Origin of the sequence: Streptomyces sp. NPDC046215 (assembly GCF_040646215.1) — a bacterium.
Classification (GTDB): domain Bacteria; phylum Actinomycetota; class Actinomycetes; order Streptomycetales; family Streptomycetaceae; genus Streptomyces; species Streptomyces stramineus.
In genome coordinates, this window is the sequence record NZ_JBEYZW010000001.1 from 33,028 (window position 1) to 55,732 (window position 22,705).

The window sequence follows — 22,705 nt, forward strand, 5'->3', positions numbered from 1 at the left end:
CGCCACGCTTCCGGGAACGCCCGGTACGCCCGACACGAAGGCAGTCCTCCACCGTGCAGGCGCACCCGCAGTACCCGGCAACCGACCGGACGTCATACCCCCGCCCCCGGCACCGCCCGGGCACACCCGACACGAGGACGACCCTCCACCGTGCAGGCGCACGCACCGGGCGGGCGGCGTTACGGCGAGACGCCCGTCTCTTCGTAGTGGCTGGGGCGCCCGTCCTTCAGGACGAGGCGTCCCAGCCGTTCGGCGTCCGCGCGACGCATCAGCCGCGCGGTGCCGTCGGCCTCCCGGAGCACGGTGGTGTGCCAGGGCGTGGCCCAGGCGTCCGCGGCGTCGAGCAGGCGGATGCCGAACTTCTCCGCGCCGGGCCGTTGCGGGTGGATGGACAGCCGCACGGACCGGGGGTGGCAGTGGGCGATGAGGTCGCCCCAGGCGCGGCTGCGGGCGATGACGCCGTACGCGCGGCTGCGGCACTCGCGCTGCAGGGCGGAGCGGGTGCCGGTGAAGTCCGCGGTGTCCTCGACGAGGAAGCGGGTGATGCCGCGGTAGAGGCGGGCGGTCTCCTCGTCGGTGCGGGCCAGTTCGCGCAGGCTCGGCAGGGCGGGGGCGTGGGCGTCGGTGACCAGGCGGCGCTTGGTGTCGTGGTCCAGGTCGCCGTGGACGTCCCGCAGGTCGAACGTGTCGAGGTGGTGCAGGCCCTCGCGGGCGATGAGGGCGCGCAGGGCGTCCCCGTAGGCGTCGATGTGCGCGTCGGGCACGTGGATGAGGTCGCCGAAGATGTGGCCGTCGGAGCAGATCAGGATGCGGGCCCCGGGCTCGTACAGCTCGCCGATCCGCGCGCAGAGGCGGTCGAGGAAGCCGAGGGAGAGGCGCTCGCCCTCGTCGGGGAGGTGGCCGAGGACCTTGGCGGGGTTCGGGGACTTGCAGGGGAAGCCAGGGAGCGTGAAGAGGACCGGTTCGCCGGCGTCCGTGAACTGCCGTATCTGGCGCAGCTGCTCGGGGTGGCCTGCCGGGTCCGGCGAGGCGGGCCCGCTGGTGCGGTGGTAGGGCAGGAGGAGGCCCAGGATGCGGGCCTCCACGGCGGTCGCCGCGCGGGTGAGGGTGGCGGTCATGGTCGCGCTCACCCTCCGGACCGGGGGCAGCCGGGCCGGTCGAAGGCGACGGGCAGCTCGCTCACCCCGCGGCCGAGGACGGCGGGGACCCAGGACAGGTCCTCGTCGGGGATCGCGAGCCGCAGCCCCGGCAGCCGGGCGATCAGGGTGCCGAGGGCGATGCGCAGTTCGATGCGGGCGAGCGCCGCGCCGGGGCAGAAGTGGACGCCGTGCCCGAAGGCGAGGTGCGGGCCCTGGGCGCGGTCCAGATCGAGGGTGTCGGGGTCGGGGAAGCGCTCGGGGTCGCGGTTGGCGGCGCACAGCGAGACGATGACGGAGTCGCCGGCGGGGACCCGGGTCCCGTGGAGGTCGGCGTCCTCGGCGAGGAACCGCCAGGTCGTCAGCTCGAAGGCGCTGTCGAGGCGCATGAGCTCCTCGACGGCGGCGGGCATGAGACCGGGCTCGGCGCGCAGCCGCTCCAGCGCCGCGGGGTGGCGGAGGAGGGCCACCACGGCGGTGGTTATCTGGTTGGTGACGGGTTCCTGTCCGGCGACGAGGAGCTGGAAGATCATGGAGTCCAGTTCCTCCGGGGTGAGCTCGCCGTCGTCGCGGGCGGTCACCAGCCGGCCGAGGAGCCCCTCGCCCGGGTCGGCCACCACCTCGGCGATGTACGCCTGGAGTTCCCGCAGCAGCGCCTCGTAGGCCGCGCGCCCGGGGTCCGTGGGGCCCACGGGGGCCACGACCTTGCCCCACTCGCGCCGGAACCGGGCCGCGAGGTGCGGGGGCAGGCCGATGGTCTCGGCGAGGACCTGGAAGGGGAAGCGGGCCGCGAAGCACTGGACGAGGTCCGCGGTCCCGGCGCTGTCGGGCAGCGCGTCGAGCAGCGCGTCGGCCATCTCCTGGAACCGGGGGCGCAGTTCCTCGACGCGGCGCGGCGCGAACGCGTCGGTGACCAGGCGCCGCATCGCGGTGTGCTTCGGCGCGTCCTGGTGGAGCAGGTGGGCCTGGAGCTGCGAGTGCTGCGGCTCGGGCATGATCGAGGCGCGGGCGCGCCAGCGGTCGTTGCCGAGGTCGTGGTTCTTGCCGAGCCGCGGATCGGCGAGGGTCCGCTGGGCGGCGGCGTGCCCGGTGACCAGCCAGGCGATGACCCCGCTGGGGAAGAGCACCCGGTGAATCGGTCCTGCGGCGCGCATCCGCTCGTACAGCGGGTACGGGTCCCGCTTGTAGGCGGGTCCGTAGAGGGGAATCGGGTCGGGCAGCGACACGTGCGGTCTCCTCGCGAAGTCGTGGGGCCCCTGAGAAGTCGGACAGGGGGGCGGGTGAGTTCCCGGGACTTTGCGAGACCTTGGGGAGAGCGGCGGTCGCACCGTGGCCCGGCCGGGCCGGCTCCACACCGGGCGCCGCGCCCTGCCCCGGCCTGGCCGAGATACAGGTGCGGGCGGGGCAGGTGGGGCCGACGTCAACGGCAGGCGTCGGGCGGTCCCGCGGCAGGGGCGGGGCTGTCTGAATAATGGCGTCGCCTTGGCACGGTCGTGCGGGCAGGCTCTCATTCAGGTGGATTGTGGTGACGCGGGTCGCGTGAGCTGCGCGCGAATCTCATGCTGACATACGACTGATCGGCTGATCGGGAGGTATGCGACATGAGGCTTAGATCATCTCGTTGGGCTCGTGCCGGCGTGGTAGCGGCGGTCATGGGCGTTTGTGTGCCTGCCTTCGCGGGCACTGCTCACGCTGCCCCGTCGTCGACGCTGCTCTTCTCGGCCGACGGTGGCGCGACCTGGGGCTCGAACGTCAGCACATCCTCGGGCGCTACGGTTCTGGTGAGGATCTGGTCGCACAACGACACCGGTGCCACGATCCGCAACGCCTCGGTCGCCACCTCGCTGCCCAGCGGTACGACACTGATCCCCAACTCCACGCGGGACTGCCTGAGCCCCAGGACAACCGACCCGGCTTGGCCCTCGGGCCCCGACACCACCTGCGGCGAGACGGTCAACGACGCGGCCGTCTGGTCTGGCGCCGACCTCACCACCAGCCCGACAGCAGGCATCCAGGGGCGCTCGGCCTCCGCCACTTCGGGAGACCTCACGACAGGCTGGAGCTACGTGGGGTTCTCGATGACCGCGCCCTACGTGGACTCGACCACCACGATCACCGAGACCGCGAGCCTCAACGGGTCCGGGACAGGACACCCTTCGTCCAGCGGGACGATCACCGTGTCGGACTAGGGACTGTCCGGAGAGCCGGGCCGGCCCCGGCCCGGCCGCACGCGCCGCCGAAGGGCGGCTCCGGCCGCGAACGGCAAGCGCCCCACCTACCGCCATCCCTGAGTAGTCGGCCGTCAGGCCACCCCGGTTCCCGGGGGCGAAAGGGATAATCCTCACGCGCCGCGAGCCCGGCGCGGAGCGCGCCGGCCGGGTTCCGGCGTGCCACGATGCGGCGATGACCGCTCGTCATCTCCTCGCCCGGTACGGAAGCCCGTACGCCCCCCTGATCGGCTTCGTCCTGCTGCTGGCCGCCCTCTTCGGTGTCGCGTACGCCGCCGGGGCGGCGGCCGGCCCCGCGACCCCCGGCATACACCGCACCGGCGGCGGTTCCGGGGGCGGCACGGGTGGGATGGACGGCATGGGCAAGCACGACATGGGCGCCCCCACCGGGCAGGTGACCCGGTGAGCGCGGCCACGGTCACCACCACCGAGCTGATCGTCGGCGGGATGACCTGCGCCGCGTGCGTCGCCCGCGTCGAGAAGAAGCTCGGCCGGCTGGACGGCGTCAGCGCCGCCGTCAACCTCGCCACCGGCCGGGCCCGGGTCGACCACCCGGCCGGCGTCACCGCGGAGGCGCTGATGGCCGTCGTGGTGGGCGCCGGGTTCACCGCGGCACTGCCGCGGCCGGAGACCGCCGAGGAACCCGGCACCGAGGCCGCGGCCGCGACGGCCGCCAGGACCCGGCTGCTGGTCACCGCCCTGCTGTCGGTACCCGTGCTGGTGCTGTCCATGGCCCCGGCGCTGCAATTCCGCAACTGGCAGTGGCTGTGCTTCGCCCTGGCCACGCCCGTCGCCGTGTGGGGCGCATGGCCCTTCCACGACAAGGCGCTGCGCGGGCTGCGGCACACCACGGCGACCATGGACACCCTGGTCTCTCTCGGCGTGCTCGCCTCCTACGCGTGGTCGGCGTACGCGCTGTTCCTCGGCGGGGCCGGCGAGCCGGGCATGCGGATGCCGTTCACGCTGGTGCCCGGGGCGGGCGGTACGGCGGACGTCTACCTGGAAGCGGTGGTCGGCGTACCGCTGTTCGTCCTGCTCGGCCGGCTGCTGGAGTCGCGGGCCCGGCACGGCACCGGGGCGGCGCTGCGGGCGCTGGCCTCGCTCGCCGCGAAGGACGTCGTCGTGCGGGCCGATGGCGTGGAGCGGCGGGTGCCCATCGGTCATCTGCGCGTCGGCGACCACTTCGTCGTCCGGCCGGGCGAGCGGGTGGCGACCGACGGCGTGGTCGTCGCGGGCAACTCCGCGCTGGACCTCTCGCTGGTCACCGGCGAGTCCGCGCCCGTCGAGGCGGGCCCCGGCACGGCGGTGGTCGGCGGGGCCGTCAACTCCGGCGGCCTGCTGGAGGTACGGGCCGGGGCGGTCGGCGCGGACACCCAACTGGCCCGGATCGCCCGGCTGGTGGAGGACGCGCAGGCGGGCAAGGCCCGGGTGCAGCGCGTCGCCGACGCCGTCGCGGGCGTGTTCGTCCCGGCGGTGCTGGCCGTCGCCGTGACGGTCCTCGGCTTCTGGCTGGGCGCGGGCGCCACCGCGCAGGCGGCGGTCACCGCCGCCGTCGCGGTGCTCGTGGTCGCCTGCCCCTGCGCGCTCGGCCTGGCGACGCCCACCGCGCTGCTGGCCGCCACGGGCCGCGGCGCGGGCCTGGGCATCCTGGTCAGGGGCCCGCAGGCGCTGGAGGGGCTGCGCCGGGTGGACACGGTCGTCCTGGACAAGACCGGCACGCTGACCACCGGTTCCATGGCGGTGACGCGGGTGGCCGCCCGCACCGGCGGCCTGGGCGCCGACGCCGCCCTGCGGCTGGCCGCTGCGGTCGAGCGGGGTTCGGAGCACCCGGTGGGCCGCGCGGTGTGCGCGCACGTGCCGGACGCGCAGCCGGCGGCGCTGCCGGAGGTCACCGGGTTCACGGCGACACCGGGGCGGGGCGTCGCCGGGCGCGTCGACGGGCGGCTGGTGGAGGTCGTCCGCCCGGAGGAGGCCCGGCGGGCGGGCACCCGCCGCAAGGGGCAGACCCCGAAGAGCGGTCTCCCCCGGGAACTCGCGGACGTGGTGCGGAGCGAGGAGCAGGACGGCCGGACCGTGGTCCTGGTGCGCGTCGACGGCGCGCCCGAGGCCGTGATCGCCCTCGGCGACACCGTCCGCTCCGGCTCCTACCGCGCGGTCGACCACCTCAAGCGGCTCGGCCTGCGCCCCGTGCTGGCCACCGGGGACAGCGAGGGGGCGGCGCGGGCCGTCGCCCGGGAGCTCGGCATCACCGAGGTCCACGCGCGGGCCACGCCCGAGGACAAGGCGGCCCTCGTCGGCGAGCTGCGCGCGCAGGGCCGCCGCGTCGCGGTCATCGGCGACGGTGTCAACGACACCGCCGCCCTGGCCGGCGCGGACCTGGGCATCGCGATGGGCAGCGGCACGGACGCGGCCATCGGAGCGGCGGACGTGACCCTGGTCCGTGAGGACATGGGTGCCCTCGCGGACGCGGTCCGGCTCGCGCGCCGCACGTCGGCGACGGTCCGCGCCAACCTGGTCTGGGCGTTCGGCTACAACGTGGTCACGGTGCCGCTCGCGGCCGTGGGCCTGCTGAACCCGATGGTCGCGGCGGCGGCGATGTCCGTCAGCTCGGTCCTGGTCGTGGCCAACAGCCTGCGCCTGCGCGGCTGGCAGCCGGCCCCGGCCCGGCCGGCGTCGACCCGCCGGCGCCCCGGCCCCGGGGCGGGCACGGGCCCGCGCCGCACGGCAGGCCCGGCCGGTACGAGCCTGCCGACGGCCCGGGAGGCCGCGGGAGCCGCGCCCCCGCCCGGGGAAACGAAGCCGCCGGCCCGTACGGACGTACCCGCCGAAGCCCCCGAGTCCGCCCGCCCCGCCACGGCCCCACGAGGTGAAACACGATGACGTCCCCCTCCCCCGACCCCGGCCGCGGGCGGCTCGCCGGCCTCGCGCGCGCCGCCCTCGTGCCGGTCGCCGCGTGCGCGGTGACCCTCGGCGGGCTGGGCGCCTGGACGCTCTCCGGTGCCGCCGGGCGGCCGGTCGCCGTCACCGTCGAGGACGCGCGCGTGCTGCTCCCGCTCGGCACGGACGACACCGCCGCGTTCTTCCGGCTGCGCAACGACGGCGACGTGGCCGACGAGCTCATCGGCGTCGACGTCCCCACCGCGGGCGGTGCCATGCTCAGCCGTACCGTCGTGAAGAAGGGCGCCGGCTTCATGCGGATGGTGCCGTCCATGCCCGTGCCGGCGCGCGGCACGCTGGAGATGACGCCGGACGGCATGGACATCATGGTGACGTCCCCGCCCCGGCTGCGCCTCGGCGACCGGCTCCCCTTCACCCTGCGGTTCCGCGAGAGCGGGCCGGTGCGGGTCGAGGCGCTGGTGGTCCGGGCGGGCAGCGCGGGGCGGTCCGGGAACTGACCGTCACCGACCTCACACCCCCCCGCACCCCGGCCCGGGGCGGCGGCCCCGCCTTCTCCCCCTGCCGCCGCCCCGGGCCGGTCCCGCGGCACGGCGTCACGCCGCGGCGCGCGCTCCCGCCAGTACCGGTACCCGGGCCGCGTCGCGCTCCGCCGTCTCCAGCTGGCCGATCAGCGCCTCCCGCGCCCGTGCCACGCGCGAGCGCACCGTGCCGACGGGGCAGCCCGCCACGACCGCGGCCTCCGCGTACGGCAGCCCCAGCATCTGCGTCAGGACGAACGCCTCGCGCCGTTCGTACGGCAGGCGGTCCAGCAGCTGCGACAGGGCCACCCCCTCGTCGAAGCCCGGCAGCTGCGCGGACTGGGTCCGCTCGGCGGCCGACTGCCAGTCGTCGGTGTCCGACAGCCGCGGCCGGGCCGCGTTGAAGCGCAGCCGGTCCACGACCGTGCGGCGGGCGATGGACAGCAGCCAGGTACGGGCCGATGAGCGGCCCTCGAAGCGCGGCAGCGAGCGCAGGGCCCGCAGGAACGTCTCCTGGACGAGGTCGTCCGCGCCCTGCGGGTCGTTGCTCAGCCGCGCGACGAACCGCCGCACGTCGCCCTGGGTGGCGCGGATGAAGCGCTCCACGGCGTCGGCGTCGCCGCCGCGCGCTGCGAGCGCCCAGGCGGTCACCGTCTCGTCGTCACGCACCGCGGCCCCCCGGGCGGGGGGTGGTGCGCGGGGCCGCGGCCGCGGCGGGGACGATGGCGGGGTGCACTGCAGTGAGTTCCGTACCGCCCTTTCCGCCCGCGTCGACGGCGAGGAGCTGCCGCCGGACATGTCCGGGGCGGCCCTCGACGCGCACCTGCGCGGGTGCGCCGAGTGCCGGCGCTGGGGCGAGCGGGCCCGCCGGCTGAGAGTGCTCGCGGCGGGGTTCGGCCTCGGCTGACGCGGCCGGGCGGGCAGGGGGACGGCGGCCGGGGGCGGCCGGTGGGAGGTGCCGGCGCGGCACGTCCCGTGTGCGGGCAGGGGTCATCGCCCTGGGTCCTTCCTGGAATCGGGCACCCTGGAGCGCGGGGTGGCCCGGTGACGTGGTTTCGGCGCGAGGGGTCGCCGTCAGCCTGCGGCCGCGGCGCCGGGGGCCGGTGGACCACGTGTGTCCAGGACATGGGCGTAGAGCAGCTGCCGCAGCCGCTGCGCGGCGCGGGTGCGGTCGGCGCGGACGCGCGGCGGCCGGGGGCGGCTCGGTACGTCGTGGAAGAGGACGAGGAGCGGTGCGAAGAGGCGGGTGCGCAGGGTCCGGGCGAGCCGGAACGCGGCCTGTTCGCCGCCGGAGAGCCAGACGCCGCAGATGACCGCGACGAGGACGTGGGCGGACCACATGCCGAGGGCGCCGTGTCCGCCGTGCAGGAACATCGAGTGCGCCGGCATGGCGTCCATGGGCATGGAGTGGCCCATGCCGGCCATGGAGCCCATGCCCGCCATGCCCTCCATGGCGGGCATCGAGGCCGCGTGGTGGCTCATCCCCGCGCCCGGTCCGGGCGGCAGGCCCGCGAGGGCGTCCGCGCGCGCCGCGTTGACGACGACGTCCTGGGCGAGGGTGAAGAAGAAGTGCAGCCCGGTCTGGGCCCCCACCGTGGCGAGGGTGATCAGCAACGGGCCCCGCTCGCGCCCCGCCAGGAACCATGCCCCGCTGCCCGTACCGGACAGTGCGACGGCGACGGCCCACCAGGGGACGGTCGTCCCCGACATCAGCGCGTGTCCCAGGGCAGCGAGCAGCACACAGACGGCTGCGAACACCGCGGCTCGCAGCGCTCGGGGTCCCTGGTACGGCTGCCCTGCTCTCATGACGTGGACATCGTTGCACCCGCGTCGCGCGACGCGACGGCGGGGGGCGCTCCACGGCCCGTGCGTCCGCCCGCTCGGGCGCACGGGCCCGCCCCGTACCGTCCGCCCGGCGGTACGAGGCGGTGGGCCGCCGGCTCGGGGGAAAGACCGGCGGCCCGGGTCCCGTCGCTCCATTGGGACTCGCGAGGAGAAGTCAACCGCACCGTGGCCGCGGACGGGAGCGTGTGCGCGGCCCGGCCGTGGGTGCGCGGCGCACACCCCGTGTGAATGCTCAGCCTCCGGACGGTCGGCGGCGGGGGGTTCCGGTCTTCTTCTTCGCGGGCAGCCAGGCGGCGCTCTCCTTGTCGCCGAAGCGGGTGCCTATCGCCCCCTTGATCACGGAGAGGGCGGCGGGGAGGGCGGCGATGGCGGCGGCCTTGAGGGCGGAGACGCTGGTGAGGTCGAACCCGTCGGCGATGACGAGACCGAGGAAGGTGGTCACGTAGGCGGCGAGGGTGCGTTCGATGACATCGACGAGTGCTTTGGGCATGTTCTTCTTCCGGGTCTCTTCCGTTGGGGCCGTTTCTCGGGGCCGCTTTCCTGGGGCCGGCTTCCTGGGGCCGGTTTCCTGGGCCGATGGGTGACGAAGGGGGGCGCGCCGGGTGCCTGCGCCCCCGGTAGAGGCAGGGTCGTGGCGCGACGCCTCCCACCGCAACCCCTGATGACCTCAACCCCTGACGTCCGACGGGCCCTTGAGCACACTTTTCCGCGGGTCGGCGGTAGGGTCGTCGGGCGGCCGCGACGGTGCCCCCGGCCGCTGGGGAGGGTCCGCGTGGTCAACCCATGGCTGGCGATGGCGTCCGGGGACGACCCGGCCGAGCGGAGCCGTACGGTCCGCGGCGCTCATGCCGCGTTCGTCGCCGGGTCCCCGGTGGACCCGCGGGTCCGCACGGTGATCGCCGACTCCTGGCGGCGCTCGGCCGCCGCCCTGCCCGCGCCCGAGTTCCTCGTCCCCGTCGACATGACGGACGGCGAGCTGGAGGAGCACCGCCGGGCCCACCCCCTGGCGGCCGCCATGCCGCTCTTCCGGGAACTGCTCGGCTCGATCGCGGACGACGGCGCGCACCTGCTCGCGGTCTGCGACGCGGCGGGCCGGATGCTGTGGGTGGAGGGGCACCCGGGCGTGCGCGGGCGCGCCGAGCACATGAACTTCGTCGCGGGCTCCCGCTGGGACGAGCGCCACGCCGGCACCAACGCCCCCGGCACCGCCCTCGCCCTGGACCACCCCGTGCAGATCTTCGCCACCGAGCACTACAACCGCCTCGCCCAGCCGTGGACGTGCGCGGCCGCCCCGGTCCACGACCCGCGCACCGGGCGGCTCCTGGGAGCGGTGGACATCACCGGCGGCGACCACCTGGCCGCGCCGCACAGCCTGGCCCTGGTCCGGGCGACGGCACGGGCCGCCGAGTCGCTCCTGGCCGCTTCCGCGGCCCCGGGGCACGTCCTGTCGGCGCTCGGCCGGGACGAGGCCCTCCTCGTCGCGGACGGGCGCCGGTTACGGCTGGGCCGGCGGCACAGCGAGATCATGGTGCTGCTGGCCGGCCACCCCGACGGCCTCACCGGCGAGCAGCTCGCCGCGGCGCTGTACGGCGAGCGGACGGTGCCGCCCGTCACCCTGCGCGCGGAGCTGTCGCGGCTGCGGCGGCTGGTGGGCCCGCGGCTCGCCTCCCGCCCGTACCGGCTGGACGGGCCGGTGGAGACGGACGCGGCCCGGGTGGAGCGGGAGCTGGACGCAGGTGACCTGCGCGGCGCCCTGCGCGCGTACGACGGCCCGCTGCTGCCGCTGTCGGAGTCGCCCGGCGTGTGCCGGATGCGCCGGATCCTGGAAGCCCGGCTGCGCCGCGCGGTGCTGGCGGGCGGCGACGCGGGAGCGCTGCAACTGTGGGCGGACAGCCCGTGGGGCGAGGACGACCTGGAGGTGTGGGAGCGGCTGCTGGCCGCGCTGCCCGAGAGCGCCCCGCACCGGCAGTCGGTGGCGGCGGAGGCCCGGCGGCTGCGCGCGGCCTACGGCGGCAGGTCCGGGCCGGCCCCGCGGCCGGCCGGCGGGGCAACGTCGTCGCAACCTGCCCGGCGCTAGCTTCCCCGCATCGCCGCCCGCGACGGGAGCGGGCGGCAGCGACCCGGAAGGCCGTCCCTGATGTCTCGCTTCGCCGACCCCGGTTCCCCCGACGCCGTCGTCTCCTACCGGCCGCGCTACGACCACTGGATCGGGGGCGCGTACGTGGCGCCCAAGCTCGGCCAGTACTTCGAGAACCCCACGCCGGTGAACGGGCAGCCGTTCACCGAGATCGCGCGCGGCACCGCCGACGACGTCGAACGGGCCCTGGACGCCGCCCACGCGGCGGCCCCCGCGTGGGGCCGCACCTCGCCCGCCGACCGCGCCGCCGTCCTGAACCGCGTCGCCGACCGCATGGAGGCGAATCTGGAGGCGCTCGCGGTCGCCGAGTCCTGGGAGAACGGCAAGCCCGTCCGCGAGACCCTGGCCGCCGACATCCCGCTCGCCATCGACCACTTCCGTTACTTCGCGGGCGTCCTCCGGGCCCAGGAGGGCACGCTCTCCCAGCTCGACGAGGACACCGTCGCCTACCACTTCCACGAGCCGCTGGGCGTCGTCGCCCAGATCATCCCGTGGAACTTCCCCCTCCTGATGGCCACCTGGAAGCTGGCCCCGGCGCTCGCGGCGGGCAACGCGGTCGTCCTGAAGCCGGCGGAGCAGACGCCGGCGTCGATCCACGTGTGGCTGGACCTGGTGGCCGACCTGCTGCCCCCGGGCGTGGTCAACGTCGTCAACGGTTTCGGCGTGGAGGCCGGCAAGCCGCTGGCGTCCAGCCCCCGCGTCGCGAAGATCGCCTTCACCGGCGAGACCACGACCGGCCGCCTGATCATGCAGTACGCGTCGGAGAACCTGAAGCCGGTGACGCTGGAGCTGGGCGGCAAGAGCCCGAACATCTTCTTCGACGACGTCTCGGCGGCCGACGACGACTTCCTGGACAAGGCGCTGGAGGGCTTCACGATGTTCGCCCTCAACCAGGGCGAGGTCTGCACCTGCCCGTCCCGCGCCCTCGTCCAGCAGGGCCACTACGCGGCCTTCATGGAGGCGGCTGTCGCCCGCACGGAACAGATCGTCGCGGGCCACCCCCTGGACACCAGCACCATGATCGGCGCCCAGGCGTCCAACGACCAGCTGGAGAAGATCCTCTCCTACCTCGACATCGGCCGGCAGGAAGGCGCCCGCGTCCTCACCGGCGGCGCCCGCGCGGACCTGGGCGGCGAACTGGCGGGCGGCTACTACGTCCAGCCCACGATCTTCGAGGGCAACAACCGCATGCGGGTCTTCCAGGAGGAGATCTTCGGCCCGGTGGTGGCGGTGGCCCCCTTCAAGGACTTCGACGACGCGATCACCACGGCCAACGACACCCTGTACGGCCTGGGCGCGGGCGTCTGGACCCGCAACGGCACCACGGCCTACCGAGCGGGCCGGGCGATCCAGGCGGGCCGCGTCTGGACGAACTGCTACCACGCGTACCCGGCGCATGCTGCCTTCGGCGGCTATAAGCAGTCGGGGATAGGCCGGGAGACGCACAAGATGATGCTGGACCACTATCAGCAGACGAAGAATCTACTGGTGTCGTACTCGCCGAAGAAGCTGGGCTTCTTTTAGGGCCGGTCAGCGCATGGAGGGCCCCGCCCGCACGTCTTGGGAAAGACGCACGGGCGGGGCGGTCTGAGCTATCGACCTTGACCGCTGCCCGTTGAGCGCCTCAGGCGCCCTTGTGGGGCACGCGTTCCAAGTGGTCCGCCTCAGCCTTGCGGTACCCGGCGGCGTTATTCAGATACAGCGCGGCACGAAAAGCCGCCCCTTCGGACTTGTTCTCGGATTCGCGTGCGGCGGCTTCCTCAGCTTCCGCGACGGCACGTCGGAACCGTCGGCAGATACCGCACTCCCGCCGGGTCGGGTAGGCGGGCGGCCCGCCGGTGTGCGCCACGGGGACCATGCCGGGCAGACCCCAGATGGGGTGCGGGCCGATCACGCGTGCCCACCCCTCGTGGCAGTGCCGCTCCGGTTGACGACGAACGGCTGACTCTCCGTCGCCACGCCTGCGGCCCGCCGTTCGGCAGCCGTGGCCAGTCGGACGCCCTGGAGCGAGGCGTCCCATTCGAGCCCACCACCCGGCGGCCGGAGCTGGATCGCGCCGTCGTCGGTGGCCATGACCTCTCCCACTCGGTCCCGGTGTGTGTCCACCAGCCACAAACCCAGTCGGTAGGTGATCAACGGGGTTGTTGGTGTCGTCATTTCGTTCGAGCCTCCATGTGTCCCGTTCAGGGGGAACGGGCATCAACCGTGCGACTCAGGTTCCACTGGCCCCGCTACGCTGACCAGGGCTTCAGCCATCCCAAAAAGCGCTGGAATCAGGGGAGTTGAACACATGAGCGATGAGTCGGACTCACCGGAGTCGCCGGCCGACACGTTCGGCGCGGAGATCAAGTTCGCCCGTGAGGCGCGCGGGTGGTCGCAGGCGCAGCTCGCCGTCATGCTGTGCTGCCGACAGCCGTACGTCAGCAAGGTGGAGACGGGGCAGCAACTGGCCTCGCCTCAGTTCGCCGAACAGTGCGACCGGGTGTTCGGCACGCCCGGGGTCTACGCGCGGATGCGGCAGCGAGCGGCTGACGCGGGGAATCCCGTTTGGTTCATCCCGTACCTCGAACTTGAACGGGAAGCCACAGCCATCTGCGGATACTCAAGCCTCTTCGTGATGGGCATACTGCAAACGCCGGAGTACGCCGGGGCCGTCTATCGGGCCGCCCACCCGGAGGAGACCACAACCCAGATCAAAGGGCGCGTGGAACGCCGCATGCGGCGCCGGGAACTATTCGACCGCCCCAACCCGCCGTCCCTGTGGGTGATCCTCCACGAGTCGGTCCTATGGTCGGGAGTGGGCGGCGCAGAGGTCATGCGGGGCCAGTTGGGGCACCTGATCGCGGCCACAGAGTCGCCGCGCATCAGTCTGCAAGTGTTCCCCGCCAGTGCGGGCACTCCGGCGCGAGGGACGCCCTTTATTGTGCTCAGGCGACAGGACGAGAGCGAAGTCCTGTACGCGGAGACCTACACGAGAGGGCAGATCGACGACTCGGCGCAAGCGGTTTCCGACGCACGGGATGCGTACGAGCGCCTGCGCGCCGACGCTCTGTCACGTCACGAATCCCTCTCTCTCGTCCGGCACGCAATGGAGGCGTACACCCATGAGCACCACCCACGACTTTCCCCACCCGATATGGGTGAAGTCGAGTTACAGCGAGGGCAACGGCGGCGAATGCGTCGAATGGGCCCCCGCATTCGCCCCGTCCGGCGTCGTCCCGGTCCGTGACAGCAAGAACCCCGCAGGCCCCGCACTGCTGCTGTCCCCATCGGCCTGGTCCACCTTCGTGACACACGTCAAGGCCGCGCCACAGACCGCGTAACCCCACCCTGGAAGCCCCGGTCTGCCACCAGCGGACCGGGGCCTTCACATCACCGCGCATCGGCAAGATCCGGCTGCCGGACACCTCTCCCGCGCCCCGGCAGGCGGGGAGGAGCCGGGCCTATTCGTCGAGGCAGTCCGCCAGGAACCGCGCGCACCGGCCCAGTTCCTGCATGTAGAGGCGGGTGCCCTGCAGGGCGCGTCCCCGGGGCTGTGACAGGCAGGCCCGCGTCTGGTCGATCAGGTGCTGCCAGTGTTCCCGCGCCGGGGTCTCCCGGCTGAGATGGCCGGCCTGCTCCTGCGCCCGGTGGATCATCGCCTCCAGATGGCCACGCAGCGCCTTGGTGATCTCCTCCACCTCCGCCGCGGCCGGGGGCGAGGTCCGTTCCACCAGGGCCCGCCGGACCGTGGCCCGGATGCTGACCAGATCGAGCGGGCATGACGTGCCGGTCATCATCGGGTCGAGCCGAGGCCGGTCGGCCCCGGGCGTGTCGGGTGTGTTCATGCGTCACTTCCGTCGACTGGCTGGTCAGTCACGAGGCCGGGGCCGGGCTCCGTCACCGGCGTGGGGGCCCGGGCGTCGGGAGCGGAGTTCCTGGAGCGGGCGGTAGGCCCCCGCGCAGACGGCGGGAAGTGATGCACGGTTCACGATCGAACCGGAGCTCCCACCGCGGTCAGTCCGCCGGGGCCCTACGAGGGCGTGCGGGTGCGGGTCGCACGGCGGCTCTCGCAGCTGAGGTGTCGGTGTGTGTGCGCATGCGGCCACGCCTCTCCGGCTAGTGGTCCGTCAGGTGCTGCCAACGCTACGCAGTGTTGAGGTCAGCCCTCAACGAAGTTGCGGAAAATTGCGGAGGTTCACCCCAGGGCGTCGATCGCGGCCCGGATGAGCGTGCGGGCCTCGTCCCCGTACACGGCCACCTCCGCCATGCTGTCGAACGCCTTCGCGTAGTCGGCCAGCTCACGCGGCTGTGTCACGTTGATCTCGGCTGTCAGCGTCTCCACCAGGACCTGAACGTCGTCGAAGAGGTAGAACGCCTCCAGCGGCCACACGACGCGCTGCGCGGTGAACGGGATGAGCCCCAGGGACACGGACGCCAGCGGCATCACGGCCAGAAGGTGGAGCAGCTGCCCCTTCATGGCATCGGGGTCGGCGGTGCGGAAGCGCAGGACGGACTCTTCCATGAGGACGACGAAGCGGTGATCGCCCTCGTACAGGAACCGGGAGCGTGCCAGCCGGGCGGCGACGGCTTCGCAGACGTCGTCGGGGGTGCCCTGGAAGGCGGTGATCTGGTTCATGAGGGCGGTCGCGAAGGCCGGTGTCTGGAAGAATCCGGGCGGCACGTTGGAGACGTACACCCGGCAGATGCGGGTCCGCTCGTGCAGGGCGTAGAAGTCCTCCTGGACCTTGCGCATTCCGTGGCGGTGCAGGCGACGCCACTCCACGTACATCGAGTCGACCGCGCGGGCGGTGGCGATCAGGTCCTCCGCCTGGTCGCCGGCGTCGCAGGCCGCGCACCAGATGCGGATGTCCGCGTCGGAGGGCGGCGCCTCGCCTTTCTGGATACGGGTGGTCTTCGCCGGGTGCCAGCCGCACCGGGCGGAGAGCTCGCGCCCGGTGAGGCCGGCGTCCTTGCGCAGGTGCTGCAAGCGCACGGCGAGCGCCTCACGGGCTCCCTGGGCGCTGGACGAAGGAGAAGCGCTCATGAGCGGCCCGCCGCCTAGACGGTGTACTTCTCGTGGGGGACACCGCGCTCCCAGACGGCCTCGAACGCCGTCGCGCACAGCCGCACGGCCGCGGGGTCCCCGGTGATCTCGAACGCCGGGTCGGCCCAGTCGCCGTCACCGGTGAAGAAGTGGAACATCGTCAGCCGGTCGTCGATCAGCCAGAAGTCGTTGCCCGGTAAGGCGATGTCCGAGGCGCGGCGTCTGGGCAGCCAGCGGACCTGTTCGCCCGCGCCCAGGTTCAGTGCCGTCACGGCGTGCTCCCAGCGGATGTAATCGGTGACCGGCTCGGAGACTATCCGGGCGCGGCGCATGACGACACCCCGGGCCAGAGCGTCCTGCACGGTGGCGAGCCACCCCGGCCAGAACGACGCGGTGGGGTCCAGCACGATCTCCCCGGTGCGGGCGAACCGCTCGATCAGGCCGGCCTCGTCACCGACGGCGTACAGATCGCGCATCTCCAGGTGCACCGCCGAGTGCTGGGCGCCCCTGAGCAGTTCAGCAAAATCGGGCACGCTGTTCCGCGACATCGCACGCCTCCCTCAGGATCGCCACCATGCGGACCGGGATACGGATCACCGTCTCATGCGCCGGGATCCCTACCGTATGGCCGGTGACCCACTCCGTCCCGCCGACCTGCGCTCTCAGCAGTTCTTCGGCTTCCGCGCCCTGCAGGACCAGATCGGCGCTCTCCTCCTCCACCCACACCGTCGGCGACCCACCGCCTCCGGTGTTCGGATCGATCCCGACGAACCGTAGGCTCATGACACTCCCCGTATCGAGTTCGTTGCGCTTAGTTGCGCGACGACGGTCTCGCGCACCGGGGTCAGCGGTCAAGAGCGCGCGGAGGACGCCGCCCGGCCACAGTCGTCACCAGGCCACGGGCAGGCAAGCGGGCTTGGTGGAGACGAGGTTGGCCTCCCAGGGGATCTCGTAGTTCGGGGTGGCGAGGGCGAGGTCGGGAAATCGGGTGAACAGGGCCTCGAAGGCGGGTCCCGGTGTGTGTCCACCAGCCACACACCCAGCCGGTAGGTGATCACCGGGGCCGGTGGAACCTGAGTCCCACGGTTGATGCCCGTCCCCGGTGACCGGCTGATAGAAGGTGACGGCCTCACGGACAGGTGACCCGGCCGACTGGAGACCATGCGCGAGGAGGATCAACGGTAGGATAGGTAGCATGAGCGAGCCTACCGGCAAGTATTCGATCACGATGCCCCGGGACATCGCGGAAGCCGCCCGCAGCCGCAGTGGTCCGTCCGGGCTGTCTGCCTACGTCGCCGCCGCGGTCGCCCGCCAGATCGAACGCGACAATCTCAACGACCTCATCGGTGTTGCCGAGGCCGAACACGGCGCCATCACCGACGCGGAGATCCAGGCTCTGCGCGATCAACTCCACCAGGCGCACCTGGAGCAGACGCAGGGCGGGGCGGACGCCGCGTGACCCATTCCCCGGCCGCCACGCCGGGCGGCACCCTCGTTCTGGACAGCGAAGGGCTGGCCAAGGCCGTCCTGCGTGACCGCACGGTCACCGCCTGGCTCGCTCTCGCCCGCGCCGACGACCTGCGGGTGATCACGTCCGCGGCCACTCTCGTCGAGGTGGTCCACCCCCGGATCAACCGCCCGGCCCTGGAATGGACGCTGTCCAGGATCGTCGTCGAACCGGTGACCGAGCCGTTCGCCCGCCACGCCGCCGCACTGCTCGCCGACGCGGGACTGCACGGACACAAGTACGCCATCGACGCCATGCTCAGCGCCATCGCTCTCGCCGCGCCCGGCCCCGTCACGATCCTCACCTCCGACCCGGAAGACATCATCGCGCTGTGCGGCGCACGCGCGACCGTGATCAAGATCTGACCAGCGCCCGGCTCTCCTCGACCGCGTCAAGCAGAGCAACGACAGCGCCGGGTTGCTCTTCTACCCGAAGGTCACCGAGCGTCGTACCGCCCGCCCGGCTGCCCCCGATGACCGCCCCCGCTGCCCCGCCGCCTGCACCGGAGTTCTGGCAGCGGCGGCCGTCGGCTGCCTACCGTCGTCCGGACCGTGTTCCGGTGCGCTGCTGGGACGCCGCCGCTACGAGAGGAGCACCCGCTGTGCGTGTGCGCGAGGAACGGGAGCAGGCCGAGGGCGCCGGGCAGCTCTTCCGGCCGGCCGGGAACAGTTCGCCCGAGCGTCGCTTCGCCCCCGGGCACCGGCCGATGACACCCGGTCAGGCGAGCGCCCTCCAGCCCGCCGCGGGCAACAAGGCGGTGGGCTTGGCCATCGACCGGGCCAGGGCCGGAGGGCCGAAGATTCCCTGGGCCGCGCCGGGGACGCGCTCGAAGCGGACCCAGGGCGAGGCCGGCATCGAGCGGGGCGAGAGCCCGCCGCAGCGACAGCAGCGCGTCGAGCAGAAGCAGCAGGCGACCAGGACCACGCGCAGCGGCAGGGCCGGGACGTCGGCGAAGGGCAAGGAGATAGCGGAGGAGCCGGAGGAGATCGGCAATCCCACCCTCCGGTTCACCTCCAGCTATGCCGGCCCCACCGTGCAGTCCCTCACCGCCCGCCAGCAGATCGGCTTCGAACAGCAGGCGACGCTGGTGCGGGCGGACGGGATGACGACGCCGGCGGAGGAAGCGTACGACTTCTGGCAGGAGGTCACCGACCAGAATCTTCAGATCTCACCGAACTCGGTGAACTACCATCCCGCGAAAGCCAAGACGCCGTGGGTCGTCGACGGCCTCTTCCATCCGCCTTACAACACCATCGACGGAACGGTCACCAAGAACGACGAGCACATCACCTTCCACGACAGCCCCGGATTCTCGAGCGGCGAGGCGATGACGAACGGCTACTGGCTCTGCTCCTACGAGGTCAAGTTCCGCTGGAAGGTCCGCCGCAAGCTGGGCGGCCGGTTCACCAAGCAGGGACCGTCCTGGACCAGTACCGAAATGGTCCATCGGGTGGAATCGACGTTCGACCCCGAGCACCCGGAAGCGACCGCGCAGATCACGGCCCGGCCGGCGGGCGACCGCACGTGGAACGTCGAACTACCCGACTGAAGTCACCCTCGGCGCGCACGGCTTGAGGAGGTGCGGCCTCGGTCCCTCGCCTCGATCCCTCGCCTCGGCCGTGCCCGCCCCGCGCTGGATTACGTAGCGCCCCGGCTACGTAGTTCTCGCCGACGCGGCCTTCCCCTCCCCCGCGGCATCGTCGGTACCGCGGTCACGTCCCGCCGGCCCGACGGCTCGCACCGGGACGTGCCGGTGGATAGAAGACCGGTGGACAGAACAGGGGAATCGTTTGTTCAGCTCGTATCCGGCCCCCACGGCTTCCGTACCGACCGCGCGCCGGGTACGGGTGGCGGTCACAGCGCCCGATCCGATCAGCCGCGAAGGGGTTCTCAGTCTGCTGCGCCGCCACCCGGAGGTCGACCTCTCTGAAAGTGACGGCTCCGCGGCCGTCACCGTGCTCGTCGAGGACGCGCTCGACGAGGCCGTGCTCGCCCGGCTGCGGCGGATCGTGCGCGGCGAGGGAGCGCGGGTGGTGCTCGTCGTGGGGACCATCCGGGAGAACGAACTGCTGGACGTCATCGAGTGCGGCGCGGGAGCCATCGTCTGGCGCCGCGAGGCCACCGCGCACCGGCTGGTGCAGGCGGTGCTGACCGCGGCCGAAGGCGGCGGCGACCTGCCCGCGGATCTGCTGGGCCGGCTCATCAGCCAGGTGGGAAGCCTGCACCGGGGCGGCGCCGACCACCCGGGGGCCTTCCTGGGGCTGACGTCACGCGAGGTGGACGTCGTGCGGCTGGTGGCCGAGGGACTCGACACCTCGGAGATCGCCACCAAGCTGTCGTACTCCGAGCGCACCGTCAAAAACGTCATGCACGGGCTCACCACCCGCCTTCATCTGCGCAACCGCTCGCACGCCGTGGCGTACGCGCTCCGTGAGGGTTACATCTGACCGGGCGGGCGGCAGGGGCGGCCCCTTGAGGCACGAACGCTGCCCCGCCGCCGTCCCCGGCGCGCCTGCGCCCCGGGCGGCGCGGGGGCCACGATCGGCGGCGGGGCTGCGCGGAGCCACCGCCGGGAGCCGGCGGGGGCGGCGGCCGGCAGGTGGGAGCGCGCAAGTGATTCATGAGGTGGACGAGGCCCTCAAGGGCCTCATCGGCGGCGGGGCACTGGCCGGGTCCGGCATCGAGGTGTCCTTCGAGGTGCCCAGCCGTGACTGGGCGGCCCGGCGCAACGCGCCCGTGGTCAACGCCTACTTGTACGACGTCCGGGAGGACGTGTCCCGGCGGCAGCGCGGACGCGCGGAGCTGCGCGACGACCGGGACATCGTCGTGCGCCGCCGTCGCCCGCCGCGCTGGTTCCGGATCTCCTACCTGGTGACGGCCTGGACGAAGACGCCGCAGGACGAACACCGGTTGCTGTCCGCGGTGCTGGCCACGCTGCTGCCGCACGAACTGCTCGCGGCGGGGGATCTTCCGGAACCCCTCGGGCGCCTCGGCCTGGCGGTGCCCGTGACGGTAGGCGGCAGCCGGCCGGAGACCCGCTCCCTCGCCGACATCTGGTCCGCGCTGGGCGGTGAGCTCAAGCCCTCCCTGGACGTCGCGATGACCGTGCCGTTCCCGGCGTTCCCCGACTACGACGCGGGGCCCCCGGTCACGGAAGGCGCGGCCGTCAGGGTAGGCGGTGTGGACGGTGGCCCGCCCCGGGCGGAGGAGCGCGCCCACCGGCCCCGGCAGGTCGCGGCGGCCCGCGCCGCACGCGAGCAGGCGGCGGCGCGCCGTACGGAGCAGAAGAGAACAATTCACCAGCGCACGGAGCAGAAGAGCACCGAGCAGAGCCGCACGGAGCAGGCGTGAGGCCCGGGCCCGCGGACGGCCCCCGCCGCCCCACGACCTCCGCCCCCGGGAACCCCCGCGCGGCCGGTCCGGCGCGCGCGCTCCTCGCACGGCTGGCCGGGCTGCGGCACGCGGTGACCGCGCTGGTGGAACACCGCTCCGCCGACGACCCCACCGCGGACGACCCGTTGCGCGGCCTGTACTTGTCCGAGGAGGCCGTGGGCCACCTGCTGGGCACCTGGCAGGGCACGGTGCCGGCCGCGGCGCCGGAGACGGGCGTACGGCCGGGCACACCGGTGAAGCGGCCGCAGGACGCCGACGACCGCCTGGCCCGGACGGCCGCCCGGCTGCGGCTGACCGAGCTGGACACGGCCGTGCTCCTCATCGCTCTCGCCCCCGACCTCGACCGCACCTTCGAGCCGCTCTACGGCTACCTCAACGACGACGTGAGCCGCCGCCGCGCCACCGTGGGCCTCGCCCTGGACCTGTGCGGGACGCCCGCGTACCTGCCGGGGGCCCGCGCCCGGTTCCACCGCTCGGCTCCGCTGCGCGCCCTCGGTCTGCTGGCCGTCGAGGACGCCGACCGGCCGCTGCTGACCCGCTCGCTGTCCGTGCCCGACCGGCTCACCGCCCACTTGCTGGGGGACGACACCCCGGACGCCGCGCTCCTCGGCATGCTGCGGCCGATGCCGGACCCGCTGCCCGGCGCCGAGCTCGACGAGGACTTCGTCCGACGGCTGGCCGCACGCCTCGGCGACGGACCGTTCAGCGCCTACCTGCGCGAACACCGTGAGGGCGACGCGCCGGCCATCCTCACGTCCGCCCTGTGCGAGGCGGGCGTCGACGCGTTGCGCTTCGCGGGGCCCCCGGACCACGTCCCGGAGCTGCTGCGGGAGGCACGCCTGACCGGCCGGGCGGTCGTGGTGTGCGGCCTGCCCGAGCAACCGGGGCCGATGGTGGCGGAGTTGACGGCGGCCGGTGACGTCACCGTGCTGCTGGCCGACTCGCGTCCCTACGATCCGCAATGGTCGGCGCACGACCCGCTGGTGCTCCAGGCGCCCCGGCGGCCGGCCGGAGGCACGGCCTCCTGGCGTGCCGCGCTGGGGCCGGCGGCCGACGGCTTCGACCTGGCCGGCACGGTGGCCCCGTACCACCTCGGCGGTGAACACCTCTCCCGTGCCGCCCGCGCCGCGGCGGCGCTCGCCGCCTTCGACGGGATCCCGATCACCGCCGCCCACGTGCGGCTCGCCGCCCGGCAGCAGTCGGCCTCGGGCCTGGAGCGGCACGCGCGCCGGATCCGGCCGGCGGTGGACTGGCGCGATCTGGTCCTGCCCGACGGCCCCCTCGCCCAGCTGCGGGAGCTCACCCTGCGCGCCCGCCACCGCGACCGGGTGCTCGGCGACTGGCGGCTGAGCGCCGGCGGCGGTCGCGGACGCGGCGTCCTGGGACTCTTCGCGGGCGAGTCCGGCACCGGCAAGACGCTGTCCGCGGAGGTGATCGCCGCTGATCTCGGCGTCGACCTGTACGTGGTCCAGCTGTCCTCGATCGTGGACAAATACATCGGTGAGACCGAGAAAAACCTCGAACGGATCTTCACGGAGGCCGACCGCACGGACGCCGTGCTCCTCTTCGACGAGGCCGACGCCGTGTTCGGCAAACGCTCGGAGGTCAAGAACTCCCACGACCGGTACGCCAACATGGAGAGCGCCTACCTGCTCCAGCGTCTGGAGTCCTTCGACGGCATCGCCCTGCTGACCACCAACCTGCGGGCCAACATCGACGACGCGTTCACCCGCCGCCTCGACCTGGTGGTCGACTTCGCCTTCCCGGACGCCGGGCAGCGCCGCGCGCTGTGGCGGCACGGCCTGTCGCACGTGCCCGGCGCCGGGGACATCGACGTCGACGGCCTCGCCCGGGGCTTCGAGCTGGCCGGCGGCGCGATCCGCGGTGCGGTGGTCACCGCCGCCTACCTCGCGGCCGGCCGGGACGAGCCGGTCACCGCGGGCGACCTGTGGGAAGGCGCCCGCCGCGAGTACCGCAAGGCGGGCCGGCTGGTCCCGGGCGAGACGAGCTGGTGACA

At 73.5% G+C, this 22,705-nt stretch carries 27 protein-coding genes; 15 read left to right on the forward strand and 12 right to left on the reverse strand.

The window, feature by feature from the left end:
• Window positions 1-179: 179 nt before the first annotated feature.
• Both ABZ951_RS00150 and ABZ951_RS00155 read right to left on the reverse strand, forming a co-directional pair.
• Window positions 180-1,118 carry an isocyanide synthase family protein gene (locus ABZ951_RS00150; RefSeq protein WP_344093918.1) on the reverse strand — a complete coding sequence of 313 codons (939 nt, stop codon included), beginning with the start codon at window positions 1,116-1,118 and terminating at the stop codon, window positions 180-182.
• Between the two features lie 8 nt (window positions 1,119-1,126).
• Window positions 1,127-2,362, reverse strand: a complete 1,236-nt coding sequence (locus tag ABZ951_RS00155; protein ID WP_344093921.1) for a cytochrome P450 — start codon at window positions 2,360-2,362, stop codon at window positions 1,127-1,129.
• A 555-nt stretch (window positions 2,363-2,917) separates the two neighbouring features.
• Here ABZ951_RS00155 and ABZ951_RS00160 point away from each other — a divergent pair.
• From ABZ951_RS00160 to ABZ951_RS00175, 4 genes are all read left to right on the forward strand, one after another.
• A complete protein-coding gene (locus ABZ951_RS00160; RefSeq protein WP_344093923.1) occupies window positions 2,918-3,325 on the forward strand; it encodes a hypothetical protein in 408 nt (135 codons plus the stop codon).
• Between the two features lie 214 nt (window positions 3,326-3,539).
• Window positions 3,540-3,770: a hypothetical protein gene (locus tag ABZ951_RS00165; RefSeq protein ID WP_344093925.1), complete on the forward strand. Its 231-nt coding sequence runs from the start codon at window positions 3,540-3,542 to the stop codon at window positions 3,768-3,770.
• Window positions 3,771-3,811: 41 nt separating this feature from the next.
• On the forward strand, window positions 3,812-6,244 hold the full coding sequence (locus ABZ951_RS00170; protein ID WP_361278390.1) for a heavy metal translocating P-type ATPase: 2,433 nt from the start codon (window positions 3,812-3,814) through the stop codon (window positions 6,242-6,244).
• Complete coding sequence (locus ABZ951_RS00175; RefSeq protein ID WP_344093931.1) at window positions 6,241-6,759, forward strand: copper chaperone PCu(A)C; 519 nt, start codon at window positions 6,241-6,243, stop codon at window positions 6,757-6,759. The genes ABZ951_RS00170 and ABZ951_RS00175 overlap by 4 nt, the downstream gene beginning before the upstream one ends.
• A 96-nt stretch (window positions 6,760-6,855) precedes the next feature.
• Here the strand turns inward: ABZ951_RS00175 and ABZ951_RS00180 are convergent, their stop codons facing one another.
• Entirely contained in the window at window positions 6,856-7,449 is a 594-nt protein-coding gene (locus ABZ951_RS00180; protein ID WP_344093933.1) for a sigma-70 family RNA polymerase sigma factor, read from the reverse strand.
• Between the two features lie 61 nt (window positions 7,450-7,510).
• On the opposite strand from ABZ951_RS00180, the gene ABZ951_RS00185 reads away from it, so the two are divergent.
• Window positions 7,511-7,687, forward strand: coding sequence for a zf-HC2 domain-containing protein (locus ABZ951_RS00185; RefSeq protein WP_344093935.1), 177 nt, complete (start codon window positions 7,511-7,513; stop codon window positions 7,685-7,687).
• A 167-nt stretch (window positions 7,688-7,854) separates the two neighbouring features.
• Here ABZ951_RS00185 and ABZ951_RS00190 read toward each other — a convergent pair whose 3' ends face one another.
• Both ABZ951_RS00190 and ABZ951_RS00195 read right to left on the reverse strand, forming a co-directional pair.
• Window positions 7,855-8,586, reverse strand: a complete 732-nt coding sequence (locus ABZ951_RS00190) for a hypothetical protein (RefSeq protein ID WP_344093937.1) — start codon at window positions 8,584-8,586, stop codon at window positions 7,855-7,857.
• 271 nt (window positions 8,587-8,857) lie between these two features.
• A complete protein-coding gene (locus ABZ951_RS00195; RefSeq protein WP_344093939.1) occupies window positions 8,858-9,115 on the reverse strand; it encodes a holin in 258 nt (85 codons plus the stop codon).
• 282 nt (window positions 9,116-9,397) lie between these two features.
• On the opposite strand from ABZ951_RS00195, the gene ABZ951_RS00200 reads away from it, so the two are divergent.
• Window positions 9,398-10,702 (forward strand): transcriptional regulator, encoded by a 1,305-nt coding sequence (locus ABZ951_RS00200; RefSeq protein ID WP_344093941.1) that lies wholly within the window; start codon window positions 9,398-9,400, stop codon window positions 10,700-10,702.
• A 60-nt stretch (window positions 10,703-10,762) separates the two neighbouring features.
• On the forward strand, window positions 10,763-12,286 hold the full coding sequence (gene adh, locus ABZ951_RS00205; RefSeq protein ID WP_344093943.1) for an aldehyde dehydrogenase: 1,524 nt from the start codon (window positions 10,763-10,765) through the stop codon (window positions 12,284-12,286).
• 100 nt (window positions 12,287-12,386) lie between these two features.
• Here adh and ABZ951_RS00210 read toward each other — a convergent pair whose 3' ends face one another.
• Window positions 12,387-12,656, reverse strand: a complete 270-nt coding sequence (locus ABZ951_RS00210; protein WP_344093946.1) for a hypothetical protein — start codon at window positions 12,654-12,656, stop codon at window positions 12,387-12,389.
• Window positions 12,653-12,835: a hypothetical protein gene (locus tag ABZ951_RS00215; RefSeq protein WP_344093948.1), complete on the reverse strand. Its 183-nt coding sequence runs from the start codon at window positions 12,833-12,835 to the stop codon at window positions 12,653-12,655. The genes ABZ951_RS00210 and ABZ951_RS00215 overlap by 4 nt, the downstream gene beginning before the upstream one ends.
• 217 nt (window positions 12,836-13,052) lie before the next feature.
• Between ABZ951_RS00215 and ABZ951_RS00220 the strand changes: the two genes are divergently transcribed.
• Window positions 13,053-13,991, forward strand: a complete 939-nt coding sequence (locus ABZ951_RS00220) for a helix-turn-helix transcriptional regulator (RefSeq protein ID WP_344093950.1) — start codon at window positions 13,053-13,055, stop codon at window positions 13,989-13,991.
• Complete coding sequence (locus ABZ951_RS00225; RefSeq protein ID WP_344093952.1) at window positions 13,903-14,085, forward strand: DUF397 domain-containing protein; 183 nt, start codon at window positions 13,903-13,905, stop codon at window positions 14,083-14,085. The genes ABZ951_RS00220 and ABZ951_RS00225 overlap by 89 nt, the downstream gene beginning before the upstream one ends.
• Window positions 14,086-14,205: 120 nt before the next feature.
• Here the strand turns inward: ABZ951_RS00225 and ABZ951_RS00230 are convergent, their stop codons facing one another.
• The 5 genes from ABZ951_RS00230 to ABZ951_RS00250 form a co-directional block, all read right to left on the reverse strand.
• A complete protein-coding gene (locus ABZ951_RS00230) occupies window positions 14,206-14,589 on the reverse strand; it encodes a DUF6415 family natural product biosynthesis protein (RefSeq protein ID WP_344093955.1) in 384 nt (127 codons plus the stop codon).
• Window positions 14,590-14,939: 350 nt separating this feature from the next.
• Window positions 14,940-15,788: a helix-turn-helix transcriptional regulator gene (locus ABZ951_RS00235; protein WP_344093957.1), complete on the reverse strand. Its 849-nt coding sequence runs from the start codon at window positions 15,786-15,788 to the stop codon at window positions 14,940-14,942.
• Window positions 15,789-15,802: 14 nt separating this feature from the next.
• Window positions 15,803-16,336, reverse strand: coding sequence for a DUF6879 family protein (locus tag ABZ951_RS00240; protein WP_344093959.1), 534 nt, complete (start codon window positions 16,334-16,336; stop codon window positions 15,803-15,805).
• Entirely contained in the window at window positions 16,305-16,571 is a 267-nt protein-coding gene (locus ABZ951_RS00245) for a hypothetical protein (protein ID WP_344093961.1), read from the reverse strand. The genes ABZ951_RS00240 and ABZ951_RS00245 overlap by 32 nt, the downstream gene beginning before the upstream one ends.
• A gap of 105 nt (window positions 16,572-16,676) precedes the next feature.
• Window positions 16,677-16,823, reverse strand: a complete 147-nt coding sequence (locus ABZ951_RS00250) for a hypothetical protein (RefSeq protein WP_344093964.1) — start codon at window positions 16,821-16,823, stop codon at window positions 16,677-16,679.
• A gap of 160 nt (window positions 16,824-16,983) precedes the next feature.
• Between ABZ951_RS00250 and ABZ951_RS00255 the strand changes: the two genes are divergently transcribed.
• From ABZ951_RS00255 to ABZ951_RS00280, 6 genes are all read left to right on the forward strand, one after another.
• Window positions 16,984-17,247: a CopG family transcriptional regulator gene (locus ABZ951_RS00255; RefSeq protein WP_344093966.1), complete on the forward strand. Its 264-nt coding sequence runs from the start codon at window positions 16,984-16,986 to the stop codon at window positions 17,245-17,247.
• Window positions 17,244-17,660 (forward strand): DNA-binding protein, encoded by a 417-nt coding sequence (locus ABZ951_RS00260; RefSeq protein ID WP_344093968.1) that lies wholly within the window; start codon window positions 17,244-17,246, stop codon window positions 17,658-17,660. Before ABZ951_RS00255 ends, ABZ951_RS00260 begins: the two co-directional genes overlap by 4 nt.
• 236 nt (window positions 17,661-17,896) lie before the next feature.
• Complete coding sequence (locus ABZ951_RS00265) at window positions 17,897-18,844, forward strand: hypothetical protein (RefSeq protein WP_344093970.1); 948 nt, start codon at window positions 17,897-17,899, stop codon at window positions 18,842-18,844.
• A 241-nt stretch (window positions 18,845-19,085) separates the two neighbouring features.
• A complete protein-coding gene (locus tag ABZ951_RS00270) occupies window positions 19,086-19,742 on the forward strand; it encodes a response regulator transcription factor (RefSeq protein ID WP_344093972.1) in 657 nt (218 codons plus the stop codon).
• Between the two features lie 166 nt (window positions 19,743-19,908).
• A complete protein-coding gene (locus ABZ951_RS00275) occupies window positions 19,909-20,646 on the forward strand; it encodes a DUF4255 domain-containing protein (protein ID WP_344093974.1) in 738 nt (245 codons plus the stop codon).
• A gap of 92 nt (window positions 20,647-20,738) precedes the next feature.
• Complete coding sequence (locus ABZ951_RS00280; protein WP_344093990.1) at window positions 20,739-22,703, forward strand: AAA family ATPase; 1,965 nt, start codon at window positions 20,739-20,741, stop codon at window positions 22,701-22,703.
• The last annotated feature ends 2 nt before the right edge of the window (window positions 22,704-22,705 follow it).